The organism is Mesorhizobium sp. WSM4830, from assembly GCF_055811495.1.
Window position 1 is genome coordinate 1 of record NZ_JBVVQI010000034.1, and the last position, 15925, is coordinate 15925.

Annotated in this window: 9 protein-coding genes and 2 pseudogenes; 5 read left to right on the plus strand and 6 right to left on the minus strand. The window is 58.9% G+C overall.

Annotation, left to right across the window (positions count from 1 at the left end; genetic code table 11):
- Window positions 1–301 precede the first annotated feature (301 nt).
- Together AC0L2Y_RS29275 and AC0L2Y_RS29280 are read right to left on the minus strand one after the other, a co-directional pair.
- Window positions 302–2851 (minus strand): caspase family protein, encoded by a 2550-nt coding sequence (locus tag AC0L2Y_RS29275; protein ID WP_473561265.1) that lies wholly within the window; start codon window positions 2849–2851, stop codon window positions 302–304.
- A 697-nt stretch (window positions 2852–3548) separates the two neighbouring features.
- On the minus strand, window positions 3549–5018 hold the full coding sequence (locus tag AC0L2Y_RS29280) for a caspase family protein (protein ID WP_473561267.1): 1470 nt from the start codon (window positions 5016–5018) through the stop codon (window positions 3549–3551).
- Between the two features lie 403 nt (window positions 5019–5421).
- On the opposite strand from AC0L2Y_RS29280, the gene AC0L2Y_RS29285 reads away from it, so the two are divergent.
- The 3 genes from AC0L2Y_RS29285 to AC0L2Y_RS29295 all read left to right on the plus strand — a co-directional run bounded on the left by AC0L2Y_RS29285 (window position 5422) and on the right by AC0L2Y_RS29295 (window position 8851).
- A complete protein-coding gene (locus AC0L2Y_RS29285; RefSeq protein WP_473561268.1) occupies window positions 5422–6516 on the plus strand; it encodes an autotransporter outer membrane beta-barrel domain-containing protein in 1095 nt (364 codons plus the stop codon).
- 831 nt (window positions 6517–7347) lie between these two features.
- On the plus strand, window positions 7348–8178 hold the full coding sequence (locus AC0L2Y_RS29290; RefSeq protein ID WP_473561270.1) for a PA3715 family protein: 831 nt from the start codon (window positions 7348–7350) through the stop codon (window positions 8176–8178).
- 124 nt (window positions 8179–8302) lie between these two features.
- On the plus strand, window positions 8303–8851 hold the full coding sequence (locus AC0L2Y_RS29295; RefSeq protein ID WP_156948240.1) for a class I SAM-dependent methyltransferase: 549 nt from the start codon (window positions 8303–8305) through the stop codon (window positions 8849–8851).
- A 339-nt stretch (window positions 8852–9190) separates the two neighbouring features.
- On the opposite strand, the gene AC0L2Y_RS29300 is transcribed toward AC0L2Y_RS29295, so the two are convergent.
- Window positions 9191–9424 carry a DUF6429 family protein gene (locus AC0L2Y_RS29300; protein ID WP_473561272.1) on the minus strand — a complete coding sequence of 78 codons (234 nt, stop codon included), beginning with the start codon at window positions 9422–9424 and terminating at the stop codon, window positions 9191–9193.
- A gap of 165 nt (window positions 9425–9589) precedes the next feature.
- Window positions 9590–9766 (minus strand): annotated as a pseudogene (locus AC0L2Y_RS29305) (inositol monophosphatase family protein); the annotation flags it as partial.
- Window positions 9767–10074: 308 nt separating this feature from the next.
- Between AC0L2Y_RS29305 and AC0L2Y_RS29310 the strand changes: the two are divergent.
- Window positions 10075–11661, plus strand: a complete 1587-nt coding sequence (locus AC0L2Y_RS29310) for an adenylate/guanylate cyclase domain-containing protein (RefSeq protein WP_473561274.1) — start codon at window positions 10075–10077, stop codon at window positions 11659–11661.
- Window positions 11662–11967: 306 nt separating this feature from the next.
- On the opposite strand, the gene AC0L2Y_RS29315 is transcribed toward AC0L2Y_RS29310, so the two are convergent.
- Window positions 11968–12897: a hypothetical protein gene (locus AC0L2Y_RS29315; protein WP_473561276.1), complete on the minus strand. Its 930-nt coding sequence runs from the start codon at window positions 12895–12897 to the stop codon at window positions 11968–11970.
- A gap of 13 nt (window positions 12898–12910) precedes the next feature.
- Window positions 12911–14347 carry an MBOAT family O-acyltransferase gene (locus AC0L2Y_RS29320; protein ID WP_473561278.1) on the minus strand — a complete coding sequence of 479 codons (1437 nt, stop codon included), beginning with the start codon at window positions 14345–14347 and terminating at the stop codon, window positions 12911–12913.
- Window positions 14348–15046: 699 nt separating this feature from the next.
- Here AC0L2Y_RS29320 and AC0L2Y_RS29325 point away from each other — a divergent pair.
- Window positions 15047–15879: pseudogene (locus tag AC0L2Y_RS29325) on the plus strand (IS256 family transposase); the annotation flags it as partial.
- Window positions 15880–15925 lie beyond the last annotated feature (46 nt).

The following is a 15925-nucleotide window of genomic DNA, read 5'->3' on the forward strand; positions in this document are numbered from 1 at the left end:
CCGCCCCCGCTTCCACCGCCGCTTCCGCCACCGCCCCCAGACGGAATGACAGGCGCGGGAACAGGCTCGTCCTCAACCGGTATAATCACCTTCTTCGGGGTTTTTTGTTTGCGAACGGACCTAACGACTTTCGGCGGAGGCACTCGGCGGAGAATCTTCGGCTGGGGCGTTTCGACCAGCGGCGTCGGCTCAACTTTCGGAACCAGGGAAGTGCAGCCCATGAGACCCGCCACGAAACCGGATAACGCTGCTCCAAGTATTGCTTGTTTCAAGACTCCGCCCGCCATTGTCTCCTCCTTGGTCAAAACAAGTCCCGACGCGGATTGGCTTCTTCCCAGACTCGTCTGGCCGCGTTAACCAGTTGGGCGTCTTGTGAACCGGAGCCAGGAAGCTTCGATTTCAGTTCCTGTCGCAATTGCTTCAACGCCGCTGTTTTCGGCTTCGATCCGAACTTTGCCAGCGTCCTCTGGGCGTCCGGCACTTCCTTGCGCACGTCAAGTGCGGCCGCAAGCGCAAGGAAGCGCACGGCAAGGGCCTGATCGGTCTTGTCGCCCTTTTGCATCTCGAGGGCCGCGCGATCGTAAGCTGCGAACGGATCACCCCGCGCGATCCCAATTTCGAACAATCTTTGCGCTTCTGCGAGGCTCCGTTCCACACCGACACCGTCCCGATACATGCGTGCGAGGCTGCCAGGCGCATAGGGCTGGCCGAGATCGATTGCCTGCTGAAATAACGCTAGCGCCGTTTTGGGATCCTTCTCAACGCCCTGCCCGGACAAGTAATTGCGCCCGAGCAGGTTCATGGAATACATGTCCTGCCGCTGGACACCGGCCTGCAGGAAGGCAACGGCGCGGGCCGGGTCAGCGGTTACGCCGTTGCGGCCCTCGGTGAAGATCGCGGCCAGATCGTTCATTGCATAGGTGTGCCCCATAGCGGCCGCCTTGAGCAGCAGGTCCAAACCCTTGCTGGTGTCGGGCTTGACGCCATAGCCATTGAACAAGGCGCGACCCCACGACGTCATCCCATAGGGATCGCCTTTGTCGGCGGCCGCCGCGTAGAGGGCATTGGCCTGGGTGCGGTCGAGGGCCACGCCGGTTCCGGTCGCATACATGTAGCCGAGTTCGAACACCGCGCGTACATGTCCCTTCCTGGCCGCCTCCTCGATGGCTGTCTTGGCTTCTTCGACCTTGCCTACCGCAAGCAGCGCCCGCCCCAGTTCATAGCGGAAGCGCGGGACTTCCGGATAAGCCTTTGCCGCGGCCTCGCAAAGCTCCACCGCGCTAGTGCCAATTTCGTTCGGCAGGAGGCCGGGGGTGACGCCTTGCAGATCGAGAGGTTCGCCGGCAGCCGTGTCGCACGGATCGATCGTCGGCGACAGTTTCATCGTGGCCGGCTTTGATGAACTGCTGTCCGCCCGGATTTCGAAGCCGACCTCGACCTTGGCTTGCGCGCCGATCTGCGGTTCATAGCGCAGCCGGTCGACCTCCCCGGCCATCAGGCTCGACTGCGGCGCCAGCGTTCGATCGGGCAGCGAGAGCGTTCCCGTTGCCGGATAACTCGATACTTTCAGGCTGACGCCGGGATCATCGGTCGGGAAATCCAAATTCAGCGCAACTGGACCCACGCCCACGGGAACTTCGATGTCGCGGTTGCCGATCGCCTCGACCGCACCGGTGATATGAATGCCACGCTCCAGCACCTGCTGCTTCTGCTCGGCCTCGAGCGAAGCCATGATCTGTTCGCCTTGCGCGCCTTCGCCGCTCTTGACCCGGAACACGACGATGCCTTGGGTCTGACCGCCCCAGTCGTCATGCGTCGCATAGGCCAGCATGTCGACCTCTTCCTGCGGAGCGACTCCCTTGGGAACATCCATCTGCAGACGCGGGAGATCCTTGCCCTTGATCGGCACGCCCAACTCGACAGGCTTGCCGTCCAGCATCAAACGCCCCAGGGCGGGCGGTCTTTCGATGCTCAGGGTAATCGTGCCACCATCGACATCGACCGGTTCAGGCAGACCCAAGTCGACCGGTCCGACTCCTGACAGCACGACCTTCTCCAGTACGGGCGGCAGCGAGGGTCGATTGCTGCGGCGCATCAGGACGACTTCGTCGATCAGCGATGAGTTCTCCCAGGGAACCTGGAGGCCGTTTGTGGCCTCGACAACATCGCGGCGCACCGCCGCCATCACGGTGCGGATCTCCTGGTTCGGGGCCAGCGCGCGACGGGAAAACGCCGCCGAAAACGGGCTGAGTTCGCCGGCGCCGTCATAAGCCGCCGCGCCGGGTTCGGTGGCGAAAGCAATCAAGGTGTTCAGCGAGCTTCTCACCTGTGCGAGCCCGGTATTGCCGGCAGTGATGAGCTGATCTCTCAGCCAGTAATTCTTGCGCGGAAACGGATTGTTGCGGCAGGCATCGAGTATGATCACCTGGATCTTTGATTTCGAGCGTAACTGTTCCAGCACATCGTTGAGCTTGATGGCCTGGACTTCGATGTCCGCCGCCTCCTTCAAGGAGGCATCCACCGGGATCAGAAAATTTTCGCCGCCGATCTGGAAACCGTGGCCGGAGTAGTAGACGACGGCCAGTTCTGAGCCGTCTGCGGCGGCAAGATAGTTGCGGAACTGCTCCTCGAATTGCAGCTTCGTCAGATCGCTTGCGACAAAGACCTCGAACCCCGCCAGTCGGAACGTTTTGGACACGTCCTCGGCATCCTTGGCCGGGTTTTTGAGTGCGGGGAATTGTCGGTACTCCGAGTTGCCGATGACAAAGGCGACCCTTCGGTCAGCGCAAGCCTCAAAGGTCGTGAAGCTCGCGAGGAGGAAGGCTGCGATGATTCCGCAAAGTCGGAGCATGGCAAATCCCTTGAACGCTATTGCCTCGCCCACAAGAACACGGCATGTGCCAGCAAGGTCCGTCAGAGAGCATGCAATCTGCCGAGACAAAAAGAGAGAAAAGCCGTCGCGACAGCGGGCATATTCCTCACTTGATTGAATGCTAAATTACATCAGGGACCGAGTGTCTGCAACGTCTGTCACACCTCCAGGCGTGCTCTTCCGATCCCTGGCGCTCTGCTCGGTCGGCCACGCGAGACTTACGAGCCTGCCAGTGCAATCACGCGGATCAATCCGGGTCACGAAACAGCTCACGGCGACACAGAGCTGGACCCGCGGCCGCGCCAGACCACATGGCCGCTAGACAGTCGACCGGATTGAGCACTGCGGCGGCTCTCGTAAGCAAACTCTTCCCGTTGCCCAGCGAAGCGGCATTTTGACGATTGTCCCGGCAGCTGGAATTGAAAAGCCCGGCGGTTCTGCGCGGTTTTCCAGCATCGAGCCGAGGCAAGATTGTTGGGTCCGAGTGTATGGCGGAGGGAGAGGAACTCGTATCCAACCTTCTGCGCACCTCACCCGACAATCGTTCATATACGCCGAACGGATCGTCGGAACAGCGATCGGTATGAGCCAGGTTGCTTAAATGCGGCAGGCGGGCCCAAACCACGCCATGCTGTGGTCGCGTGCCAGGAAGGGTACGCGTGGAACAATGGCTTCTCTAGAAAACGCCGCCAATCCCAATTCCGCCACTGATATCGGGAGGAGCCGCTGCGGGAGGCGAGGATTGCGGCTGCGAGTTTCTGGCATTTTTTCGGCTGGGAGCACCCTTTTTCCGCACGGGGGCGACATCTGAGGCCACACTTGCTCGCCTGGGCCTCTGCAGTACGGTCACGGGGTCTTTGCAGATGCGGCCGGAGTGCAAAAAGAGCTCCCCCAGAAGCTCAACGGTCGGCTCGCTGGCCGACGGTGTTCGCTTGGTGTTCTTGTAATACGTGCTGAGAGCATGGAGCGAGCCCTTGCCCCAATCTCCGTCGACGGTCATGCGATAACAACCTAGGCGGCGCAATTCTGTCTGGACACTGCGTACGAGCTCGGCTTTTTTTTCAGGCTTCGTTGCACCAGCCTGCGTGCCAACGATCAATGTTTCAAGACCGGAGATCACACTTTTCCGGGCCCCTTCGAGGCTGGCAGTCTCCGTACCGACCCCATCGGCTGAAGCGCCGGATGGCGCCGAAGCGTCCAGCGATCGTAAAGTCTGTCCCACGATAATCACCGCAGTCTGCAAGTCGTTGGAAGCAAGTTCTACCTGCAGTCTTTGCTTCGCGACAGGATCCGACAGGATGCGCGACAAGCTGGCGCTCAACTGAGCCGGGTCGAGCACTTGCTGCTCGGTGAAGTAAAACTGCTCGCGAAGATTGGACTGGTCCCACGGGACCTGACGACCGGCAGTGAGTGCTTCAGTCTCGTTGCGCACGCGGATCATCATGTCCGAAATGCTGAGCCCTGGGATCTCGACATTCTTCAACAGGGCTGTAGTGAACGGGCTGTTGTCTCCCGAGCCGTCCGCCGTGATGTTGCCTGGCTGGGTTGCAAAGGCAACAAACGTGTTTTCGCCCACTTCGACCTGCGCAAGCCCATCCATTACGCTTGGGCCTTTGCCCATCGGGTTGTTTCGGCACGCGTCGAGGAAAATGAAGGTCTGCCGTTCGCGACTTGAGAATCGTGCGATCAGGTCGTTGAGCTTGATTGCTTTCGCAGTCAGTTCCCCGATGGTTTCAGGATCGGGCGTGTCGACCGGCAGCAGGTAATTTTCGCCCTGAAGCTGCAGGCCATGGCCGGCGTAGAAGATCAGTACCGCGCTGGCGCCCACAAGCTTGCCATCGGCCTGGCGAAAGAGCTCGCCGAAACCGGCAAGGGAGAGATCCACTCCCAGCAGCACATCAAAATTCAGCCTTCTCAGGCTTTCGGAAAGCCTTGTGGCGTCGTTCACCGCATTGGGCAAGTGTGGGAGACGAACACTCTGGTAATCGGAGTTGCCGAGGACAATGGCGAGCCGCTTGCTTGGTTGTGGCGTTGGTTCATTTTCGACCGCCGCTTGAGCGCGTACCGATCCAACCAGTGCCACCAGCAGAACCATTATGATGCGCAGGAAGGGGCTGTGGGTCCTGTAACAGGCTCGTTTCAGCATGCGACAATCTCAGAGTCGTCGAAGTGTCGAACCGGCTCACGCTACTCTTGCGCGTGAAACTTATGTCTCGGAGTGCAGCGGCCTTTTTACACCAGAAATCACCTCAAAGAAAGCGCAAGGGTGGTGCTAGCCCGCTTTCTTGACGCAGTGCTCATCCGAGACAGTAGCGCTGGCGCGTGCAATCGACAATCCGGTCGGCAAGCTCCGCCGCAGGTTCTAGCAAGCAGAAATCGAGCAATGTAGTACGAAACCCATATCCCACGCGGCGAGAACCTGCTACACTCTTGGCAGCGCCGGTGCAATATGTTGCACCCACGCTGCCACAGCCAGATATTGCATTGAGACTCTTCTGCGTATCGCATCCCTTATTACATTGGCTTTGTAGTTAAGAGGGGAAAGGACAATGAAGGAAAGCTTCGCTCGGCCCTTGTGCGCAGCGGGCATGTTCTCGTTTGCCGCTGCATTGATCTTACTGCCTTCTCAAGCAAGCGCCTGCATTATCGACAGTGAAGGCGTCTTTCTGGACACGAACTGCTATCTTGGAGGTGCTACCAACAGCGTAATTGTCGACACGTCTTTGGGGGCGCTTGGTGATGTAGTTGACAGCGTGGTCGAAGCGGACGTCGGCCTCGCGAACGGGGTTCCGCTCGCTCAGTCGACGCCGTTCGGTGTTTTCGCTTCCGGTCAGTTGGCTCGCACGGAACATGACGGCTTCTCGATTTCGAATAGCTTGGGCGTCCTTGATGGGCCGAGCTTCCGGGTAGATGAATTCTCCGCTGCCATCAGCGTCGACTTCAATGCCGCAAAGCATTTTGGATTCGGCAGCGAGCATGGACTGAACCTCGGCCTGTTCGCCGGGTATGCCTCGGCCAAACTCGATTCCGATGCGTTCGGGTTCATCGGGGAGGGTGAAGCAACCAACAGAAGTGGGATGTTCGGCGGCTACGGGCTCATTCGACGCGGCACGAGCTATGCGCTCGTGGCAGCATCTGCGTTCCTTGGGAACACCGACGTCGAAAGGGCGGGACGCACTTTCGGCAGCTACGACACACAGGGTTATGCACTGACAGGCTCAATTGGTCGCATCTTCAACCTGACCGATCGGGTGCGACTCGACATCCGTGGCGGATTGTTGGGCGTCATCTTTACCGGCGATGGATACACAGACAGCTTTGACACTGTCTATGGAAAGAGCCGGTTGTCGTTTGGCGCAGTCAAATTCGAACCTGGAGTTTACGGTGATTTTCTGCTCGCCAATGGCACGGTGATCAGCCCCTATGCGCGATTGGATATCCAGCAGCGCTTCGGCTATTCCAACACGGCAAGCGCCGACGGTAGACAGAGTGACTTTGACGACGCGGATTTTTCGGCTGCACTGTCGTCCGGATTCAACCTGAAAATGTCTCAATCGATAATGCTCAGCAGCGAAATTCGCGGTAAGTGGTCTCAAGACAGTTCAACCGTCAGCGGCAAGCTGGGTGTGAAGATCGCCTTTTGAATTCGGGATTGGGATCCGGTAATTGGGCTGGCCAGCAAAAGCGCTGATCATCGCCACTATCAGCTATTCAGCGGCGGGATGCTTTTATGCGGCTGGGTCAATAGCGCGGGCGATGCCCCGGGGCCGGTCCAGCAGGGTGCCTAAGCGCGGAGGGTGGCCTTGCCGCTGGGGATGAAATGCAAATTGGCCAATCTTCGTCATCGCGGTGGTGGCTCCGCTCGGTCGGCCGCGCGAAACCTACGAGGCAACGAGCCCAGCCACAACGACGGATCAAACCGGGGTCGCGCCGTGGCAGTGCTGCTTTTCCAAGGCGGTTTAGGGTCGCCAGTATGCAGGCCTTTATGCGCCGAGCAGTCGCTGCGAACCCTCACCGCACCCCATTTTTCAGCCCGCGCCCTCGCCCTGGCCCGGTAACGGAATTCGGTCGAAGGGGTATGGAGGCCGAGCTCCTACATCTTCGAGAGGAAGCGAGCGCCATTTCCTTCTTGAAAGCTGCCGGCGCTACACTTCATTTTTTTGAGCAAGACGCGCCTGTCCGGCTTGAAGGGTGGGCCGATCCGATAACGGTTCACGGCGGTACAGAGCTTGGTCCGGGGCCCCCAAGAGACACCTCTCGATCCGCGGAAGATCGGGTCTGCGGTAGGCCGGCCGTCGTATGGCACTTAGCCTTCAGAATTTCAGCAGTTAGTGCCGGATCTTAAAGTTTCAAACGAGCTCTCTCAGCATGTCGTCGACGTGGCGTTAGCCTCGGCTTCCGTTAGCCCCTGTGCGCCGCCAGCAATCTCGCGTAGACATGCCTGCCGGCATTCGGCGCTGCGAGGTGAGAATCCCATGCGAATGCTATCGCATACCCTTTTCCTTTTCCTAGGGCTCGTCGCCGCCAGCCTGTCGCCCGCCCGGGCCGCGGCGGGCGATTGCGGCGATGCCGCCGCGCTGGTGCGGCAGGCCTATCCCAAGGCCCGAAAGAGCGCCGACGGCACCTCGTTCACGCTTGAACCCCCTACCAGCATCGTCTCAACGAGCGATGCACCATTCGGCCTGGTCTGCAAGACCTGGCCAGCCCATGACGACCTGCTACTGGTCGCAGTGCCGCTGATCGACAGCGCGAGCGCCGACCACCTGCATGTCGGCGACATCGAGCTTCTGGTCGTCGACAGGAAGAGCCGCCGGGTGCGCCAGCGCCTGCTCCTGCCCGGTCTGATGACCGATGACATGATTGTCATTGAAAAGGTGGAATTCGACACCGGCCGTTATGCACTGGCTCCCGATGTCAGCGCATTCGGCCTGCGCACCGAAATGGCGCACCATTCGCTGACCGCCCCGTTCACTGAAACCGACCTGCGGCTCTACGCTCTCACCGGCGATACGCTACGCGTGGTGCTCGACGGCCTCGTGGTGGCCGGCTCTGGCGGTGACAGCGATGGTAGTTGCGCCGGATACTTTCATTCCAGCCAGGTCAGCCTGGTGATAAGCCCGGCGAGGCAGCATCATGGCTATCACGATATCACCGCGGTTGAGCGGACGAATACCGATAGTCCCTCCCCCGACCAGAACGGCGAATGCCAGTCCCATCCCGGCAAGCCTGTGAAGCGTACCTACCGGCTGCGCTATGACGGCAGCCGCTATGCGGTTCCCGCGGCACTCAAGGTGATGGGGTTGTGACGCGGCCGCACAAGTCCCTGCCTTGGTTCGTCAATGTCATCAATTCCAGTTGAATGGGTATCGACCGTTAATTCTCTCGTGCTAGGAGGCGCGCAAGGGGGCTCTTCTCGAAGGAGCTGATGATTTGTGGTGGTCAAGATTCAAAAGGGGTTTTGCCGGAACGTGGGACGACAGACTGGACGGACTATTCTCCGCAAAGGTCGACTACGCCGGAAAATCCATTCTCGATGTTGGCTGCAATATGGGTGTTGTCGCCTATGAGATATCCAAGCTGAAACCCAGCTCGATCCACGGGATCGACATTGCCAAGCCGCATATAGAGACTGCGAAAATGTTATTGAGCGGCTCCCCGGTACATGCCCGGTTCGATCGCCTGAATCTTGGCAGCCGGCGCCTCGGCAATATCCTTCTACCCAAATACGATATCGTCCTGCTGCTGGCCGTCTATCAGCACATGCAGCGCAACATCGGCCCGGGCAAGGCGCGAAGGGTGCTTTCCAATATTGTGAGGCGCACCTCGAACGTTGTTGCCCGCGTTCCGCCTGGAACGGATGGCGAATTCATCGAAACGCTTTCCGACGAAGGTTTCCAGGTCAAGAGCACTCACACGTCGCCTCTTGGTAGTCATGTGCTGGTGCTTGAGAAACCTGCCTTCGGAAATCCGCAGCCATAGAGATTTCGCATCGCCAGTGGCAACCTGCCCCACTAACATGCCATGTGCTAGCAGCGGCCCCGACCCGCTGCTGGCTGCAACTCAGCCCGGGAGCGCCCATTCGCCGGGAGAAGCATCTCGGGGCTGGACCTCGCCCATGCCATTGACATTGACGGTCGCGGCTGTGGTGTTCTCTGCCACTGCCCTAACAGATTGGATGCGCCCGTTGGCGTAGGTGACGAATACGAATTTGGCCGTCACCGCGGAGCACTGGCCGTCCCGCCTGCGGTCAGCGCGCCGCCGGTATCGAAATCGACCATGTGCGCCATCCTTTCCTGGGCGCCCGTCCAGCGCTTTGGCTCATGGCGCCGAGCGGGTGAACAGAGCTCGGAATAACTCCTCAGCACGCCCCAGTCCTGCATCCGTCAGAACCACTGACTTCGCCTTGTTTGCCGGATTCGCGATTAGCCCCTTCACGTGCAGGCGATCCAGAGCGTTCCAGTCCAAACCCTTCCAGGCGCGCCTCTCTTCATGCAGCGTCAGCCAAAGCAGGCCCAGAACGGCATCGTCGATCTTGTCGGTGTCGATCTCCATGCAAGCAGTCTAACACGCGAAAGGGCCTCTGCCACGATCCACACCGGATGGTTATTTCCTGCCACGACCGTTCGGCTGAAAATAAGTGCTTCACTCAGGCGTCGCATCCGCGACGGCGCCATTGGGGGCGACGAGCCGGGACGGGATCGGAGTTCATCATGGTGCCTAAGCGGCGGCAGCCTTGCCGCTGGCAATGAAATGCGGATAGGCGAAAATCCTCGTCGTCGCTCTGCCGTAGGCGAACGGCGCATCATCCAGGTCGCTCGTCATGCCGCCGGCAGCGCGCAGTACCGCGTCACCCGCCGCAGTGTCCCATTCCATAGTGCGCCCGAAACGCGGATACGTTTTCCGACGCGCTCTCCGACCGCAGAAGTCCCAACCTTGCCAGAGGTGAATTTTTGATCCCTGAGCGGTTATCGCGGAGCGCATTGCGGGCCACAACGGACTTTGCGACATCCCCTTCACTGATTCACCGCCCCTTCAGCGCCAGAATGCGAAATCCGCTGTAAGGGTCGAGGCTTAGCAAGAACCGCTCAAGGTCGGTCCGACGTTGCAGGGCTGACGTGTTTTCATCGAGCCAAGACTGACTCTGGTACCGTGCCGGGAATGAGCTATAGTTCAGATACTAAGACGGCCGGGGCGCTTGCACAATGGCTGGACTGGGTGAACAGATTGCGCGTCAGCAGCGCACCATGGGACCGCTCCTGGTAGCGGCAGTGGTCGTCGGCCTTATCGGTCTGCCCGTGGCAGCCTGGCTCGACCTCCGAGACCTGTCGGAACGGATGCTGCGCAGGCAAGCCAGCGAAATCAGCCGTATCATCGACGAAATGCGCGGATTCTACGGCAGCGACGTCGTAGGACGCGTGCTGCAAGCTAACGGCGCCGTGACTGCGACGCACAACTACCGGGACGTGCCAGGTGCGATCCCTATTCCAGCAACCCTCTCGATCGAACTCGGCAAGCGCATCAGCGCTCACGACGGGTCCGTCAAATATCGGTTCGTCTCGGATCTGCCTTTCAAAGGTCGCGCCCCCCACCAGCTCGATGCGTTCGAGCGGAATGCACTCATTGCTTTGCGCGCCAACCCGAAGGAGCCGATCATCGAAGTCTCGGGCTCACTGTTTGACCGGCAGGTCCGCGCCGCCGCCCCTGTAATAATGGGACAAGTCTGCGTGACTTGCCATAACTCACACCCGGACAGCCCCAAGACGGACTGGAAGGTAGGGGATGTCCGAGGGATCCAGGAGATATCAGTCAATCAGCCTATCGCTGCGAACGTGCTGACCTTCAAGTATCTGCTCGTATATTTCGGTTTCGCGGCGGCGGCGGGCCTGACGTTCATTCTCCTGCAGCGTCGGCAGTCCGCCTTGATCCAGGGGATCAACAAGGAGCTTTCGGAGGCAAACGACTTCCTGGCCGCGATTTCATTGAAGATCGCCAAATACCTTTCGCCTCAAATTTACAAAAGCATCTTCAGCGGCCAGAAGGACGTCACCATCGCGACCGAGCGCAAGAAGCTCACGATCTTTTTCTCCGACGTCAAGGACTTCACCGCGATCGTGGAACGGCTCCAGCCCGAGGACTTGACGCTTCTCCTCAACGAGTACTTCACCGAGATGTCGACGATCGCGCTCAGACACGGCGGCACTGTCGACAAGTTCATCGGTGACGCGCTTCTTGTGTTCTTTGGAGACCCCGAGACGCAAGGCGTCGAGGAAGACGCGAGAGCCTGCTTGCGCATGGCCGTCGACATGCAGCGTCGGGTGGAGCAGTTGAACAGGGTGTGGCGTGACCGCGGAGTTGAACGGCCCTTCCGAGCTCGTATGGGCATCAACACGGGCTATTGCAATGTTGGGAACTTCGGTTCCGATGATCGGATGGACTACACCATCATCGGAGCCGAAGCGAACTTGGCGGCCCGTCTGCAGTCGATTGCCGAGCCCGGTGGCATCTGCCTCAGCTATGAGACTTACGCGCTCGTGCGCGACCTTGTCCGGGCGCGTCCGTTGGCACCGATTGCCATGAAGGGGATCAGCCGGGAGGTTGTCCCCTACGAAGTCGAGGGCCTCCTGGGTGAACTCGCACAGCGCCCTCAGGTCATCAGCGAGCACGCGACTGGCCTCGACTTGTTCCTCGACGTTGAGGCAATCGACGAGAATGGGGTCGAGCGGGCGAAGAAACGACTTTCGGAGGCGCTCCTGGCCTTATCCATCCGAAGCAAGCCTGCCGCATCTTAGGTTCTTGAACGTGACGCAATGTGAACCGTGGCAAACCACATCAAGTCGGGTTCAACGCCCTCTCATGCGCCGCCGGTACTGACGCACTCGGCTGGTGTCACGAAAAGCACGACGAAGCCCGCAAGGGACTTGGTCCAGAGCATGACTTGTTCGAGCCATACTGCAGACGCCTTTGGCTTGATGTGGGTCGCTGACGTTGCCCCCCGGCGTGGGCTGTGTCCTGCTGGGCGGGTGAAGCGACGGGCGCTGGCGCGGAGCTTTTGGTCGCCCGGCTTCAGAACATGACATCCAATCTTCTCGGCCTACTCATTTGTATGGTTTGGTAGCGCGCTGATCGAGAGCAGAACGAACGTAGTCATTATCGGCCATGGCGTGGGCCAGCGCCTTGGAAAACTGTTGGGCTGCGGGGGCGGAAAGATGATAGCCGTCTGGAAAGTCCGCAGGGGTAAAGGGTATCACCCCCTGAAGATCGATAAGTTCTGCTCCTGCGTTGCGGATCGTATTGCGAAGTTCCTGTGGAAGAGGGTAACGGCGAGGAACGGGGATGGCAACGAAGACGAGCTTGTTGCCGTCCTCCACGACCATCCCGATGAAGCGCGCGAGTCGATGATAAGTCACGGGCGGATCAGGAAGGTCGTGTTGGCTCTGGCCCCTAAGAGTTCTGTTGATGACCTGCGCGAGCGTTGTATAGCCGGGGATCAGTGCAAGAACCCTCGTCTGCACGCGTGCTCTGTCCGCCCACAACCGAAAAGCGCAACTAAGCAGGTATTCAATGCGGTCGCTAGGTGACAGGACATCGTGCGCGAACGCCTCCGGGGCAGAGGAAAGTCCTGCAAACTCGCCACCCAGGCGTTCGACATTGAGCGGCTGATGATCATCCAGATGACCATACGCAAAGCTAATCACGACTAAATTAAGCTGCGGTTTTTTTGGCTGAATAAAGTTGCGGTATAAGTAGTGCCAATCGACGATCGTTGTATCGTCCGGAAAGATCATGGCAGGGTTAACCCTAGGAAGGTTAGCGCTAGCCAATGTGTCTGCGACAAGATCAGGTTGGATGCTGGCGCGTGTGAGCGAATTTCCAAGAAATAAGACGCGCGGAGGCCCTACCGTCCTAAGATCTTCAACGATTCTTGGTATTTGCCGGATGTGCCGTACGTCGGCAGATAGCCAGGGCTCACCCAGATAAAGACAAAACTCCACCGCCGCCAGCAAAAGCAGGACGGCCGCAATCACCTTCGACTCCCTCCTAAAATTGGAAATAAATGAATTCATGGGCGTTCGGTGATGGAAAGAAAATCAACATCAGGATCATGTATGCGTACACAACGGCGCGAACTGACCATGATCCCTGCGGAAGTGCGAGAAGGTTCTTCTTACGACGGTCGAGCCAGAACTCGAAAAGAAATAGAGGAAGCGTGTAGAAAACCATGAGCCCTAGCATGGCGATTACGCCAACCGTGATCCGCCAATCAGTGGCTATGAGATGAAGGAAGGTTCCTACTTGGCTTATGTTCTCAGCCCGAAACAGAAGCCAGCCGAAGCATACCAATTGGAACATCAGAACAATTCGCCAGGCACGGCCGAAAGCGGAGACAGGGGCTCTGCCCTCCCAGCCCATCAAACGGTAAATGCAAAGCAGCAATCCATGGAACAAACCCCATAAAACAAAAGTCCAGTTGGCGCCGTGCCAGATGCCGCCCAGAACCATAGTGATCATGAGATTTCGATACACTATTGGCGTGCTACCCCGGCTACCGCCGAGAGAGATGTAGACATAGTCGCGCAACCATGTCGAAAGGCTGATATGCCAGCGTCGCCAGAAATCGCTGGGCGAGATGGCTAGATAAGGTATCTTGAAATTATCCATCAAGTCGATGCCCATCCACTTGGCGAGACCTTGAGCAATGGAACTGTAGCCGGAAAAGTCGGCATATATCTGCCATGCGAATGCATATACACCGACGAGACATTCGAGCCCGGTAAGTTGATCGGCCTCACGACCAAAAATGCTGTTGACCAGCGAGGCCATGTTGTCGCCAACAACAACCTTCTTAAAGAGGCCTACAAGTATGTAGTACAGGCCGAGGCTGAAGTCGTCAGGACGACTGACGCGCGGCACCTCAAGCTGTTTTAGGAGTCCGCGGCCTAGCTCCTCATGCCCCTTGGCACCGGAGCGCATTATAGGTCCCGCGACCAAGTGCGGGAAAAAGGAGACGTAAAGGGCGAAATTCCAGAAACTGCTAGCCGGCTTTGCAATGCCACGCGCTATGTCGAAGACATAGCTCATACTCTGGAACGTATAGAATGATATACCAACGGGCAGAATAACGTTAAGCAAAGGTAAAGATACTGTTATTCCCAACGTCGAAAGAGTAGAATCGAGCTGGCTGGCAAAAAAATTATAGTATTTGAACACTCCAAGCAGCAACAGGTTAACAAAGACAGAGATCCAGATGTATCGTTGTCGGGGTGGGCCTGCCGGAGCCGCCGCCACAAGATTGCCCAGGCAGAAATCCATGATCGTAGAGAAAGCGATTAGTGGGAGAAATCGCCAATCCCACCAGCCATAGAAAAAGTAGCTTGCGGCGAGGGTAAATAGTCTCTGAGCGCGAAATGGAAGCGCCCAGTAAACGGGGATAAATAACGAGAAGAATATCCAGAAGGGCCAGCTATTGAATACCATGGCTTCCCAAAATTATCTAAGCGGGACCTTCTAAATATTTTAACTTCGAAGGCGCAGAGAACGCCGTGATTTGAAGGCGACGCTTGAGGAGATTGGCGACGCGGGATCACGGCTTTCCACGACGGCTCATCCCGTCTTGACGTGACCAACCCCGATTGCCAGCCATTCATGTGACGTGGCGACCAAGGGTTGTTCCAGGAAAGCTGTCTCCCTTGGCAGGTCGGGGGCCCCAGCATGACGATATCGATTGTTCCCCACTTTCCCGCTGTCCCGCCGGGCGGCTATACGCTGAAATATGCAGAAGATCGGCGAGGCGCGCTTTAGATCAACGTGCAGGCTAAGGCGTGGCCCTAATTTGTCTTCGTTCATTCAAACGACAACGCGCAGGCTGCCTCCGCGAGACGATCCGGTACTGGTGGACCCGTCTGGGCTCGATATTTGCCGCCGAGATCCGGCGCAAGCGGACACAAGGGATGCCCCCCGGGCCACAATGGCAACGGCACGTAGATGCGGGTGTTCGTCAAGATCACTGGGCAGACCTACTGCCTTTGGCTGGCTTTCGATCACGAAGACGAGGTCCTTGAAGCGCGGCGAGTTCCTATGGCGCCGCGATGAAGCTCATAGGCTGTGCGACAGGCAGGAGACCGGCCGCTTGGTTGGATAATCGAGCTGAGAACTCACACCAGCCTGGGCAAGCCCATGGGCATGAGCGGCATCTCCAAGAGCCAGGTCTCTCGGCTCTGCGAGGAGATCGACGGCAAGGTCAAGGCCTTCCTTGAGCGGCCGATCGAGGGCGACTGGCCAGACCTGTGGATCGACGCCACCTACCTGAAGGTCCGCCGCGGTGGGCGGATCGTCTCGGTCGCTGTCATCATCGCCGTCGGCATCAACGCGGACGGCCGGCGCGAGGTGCTGGGCATGGAGATTGGCACCTCGGAGCCCGAGCCGATCTGGGCGGAGTTCCTGCGCAAGCTGACACGGCGCGGCCTGCGCGGCGTCAAGCTCGTCGTCTCCGATGCCCACGAAGGCATCAAGGCGGCCGTCACCAAGGTGCTGTGCGCGACATGGCAGAGGTGCCGCGTCCACTTCAATGAGGAACGTGCTGGCCCATGCCGGCAAGAGTGGGTGCCGGGTCGTCTCAGCCTTCATCGCCGCCGCTTTCGCCCAGGAAACGCCCGAGGCCGCGTCCGTACAATGGCGCGCCGTCGCCGACCAGATCCGGCCGAAGGTGCCGAAGCCGGCGACAAGCATGCACGACGCCGAGCCCGACGTGCTTGCCTACATGACCTTCCCGAAGGACCACCGTGCCAAGCTGCACTCGACGAATCCCATCGAGCGCCTCAACGGCGAGATCAAGCGGCGCACGAGGTCGTCGGAATCTTCCCGAACGACGACGCGATCGTGCGCCTCGTCGGGCGCTGCTCGAACAGAACGATGAATGGGCAGTGCAGCGGGTCAGATATATCACTCTGGAAACGATCCGCCAGATGAGCGACGATCCCCTGATCAGCCTGCCAGCCGTGGCACGCTGATCAGCCCGGTCCAGGCCGGAGAGCACGGCGACCAATGCCGTCAGCT

What these genes read in the sequence shown, in the direction of transcription:
- AC0L2Y_RS29275 (WP_473561265.1), bottom strand. Translation starts at nt 2,851, where the DNA reads ATGCTCCGACTTTGCGGAATCATCGCAGCCTTCCTCCTCGCGAGCTTC.
- AC0L2Y_RS29280 (WP_473561267.1), bottom strand. Translation starts at nt 5,018, where the DNA reads ATGCTGAAACGAGCCTGTTACAGGACCCACAGCCCCTTCCTGCGCATC.
- AC0L2Y_RS29285 (WP_473561268.1), top strand. Translation starts at nt 5,422, where the DNA reads ATGAAGGAAAGCTTCGCTCGGCCCTTGTGCGCAGCGGGCATGTTCTCG.
- AC0L2Y_RS29290 (WP_473561270.1), top strand. Translation starts at nt 7,348, where the DNA reads ATGCGAATGCTATCGCATACCCTTTTCCTTTTCCTAGGGCTCGTCGCC.
- AC0L2Y_RS29300 (WP_473561272.1), bottom strand. Translation starts at nt 9,424, where the DNA reads ATGGAGATCGACACCGACAAGATCGACGATGCCGTTCTGGGCCTGCTT.
- AC0L2Y_RS29310 (WP_473561274.1), top strand. Translation starts at nt 10,075, where the DNA reads ATGGCTGGACTGGGTGAACAGATTGCGCGTCAGCAGCGCACCATGGGA.
- AC0L2Y_RS29320 (WP_473561278.1), bottom strand. Translation starts at nt 14,347, where the DNA reads ATGGTATTCAATAGCTGGCCCTTCTGGATATTCTTCTCGTTATTTATC.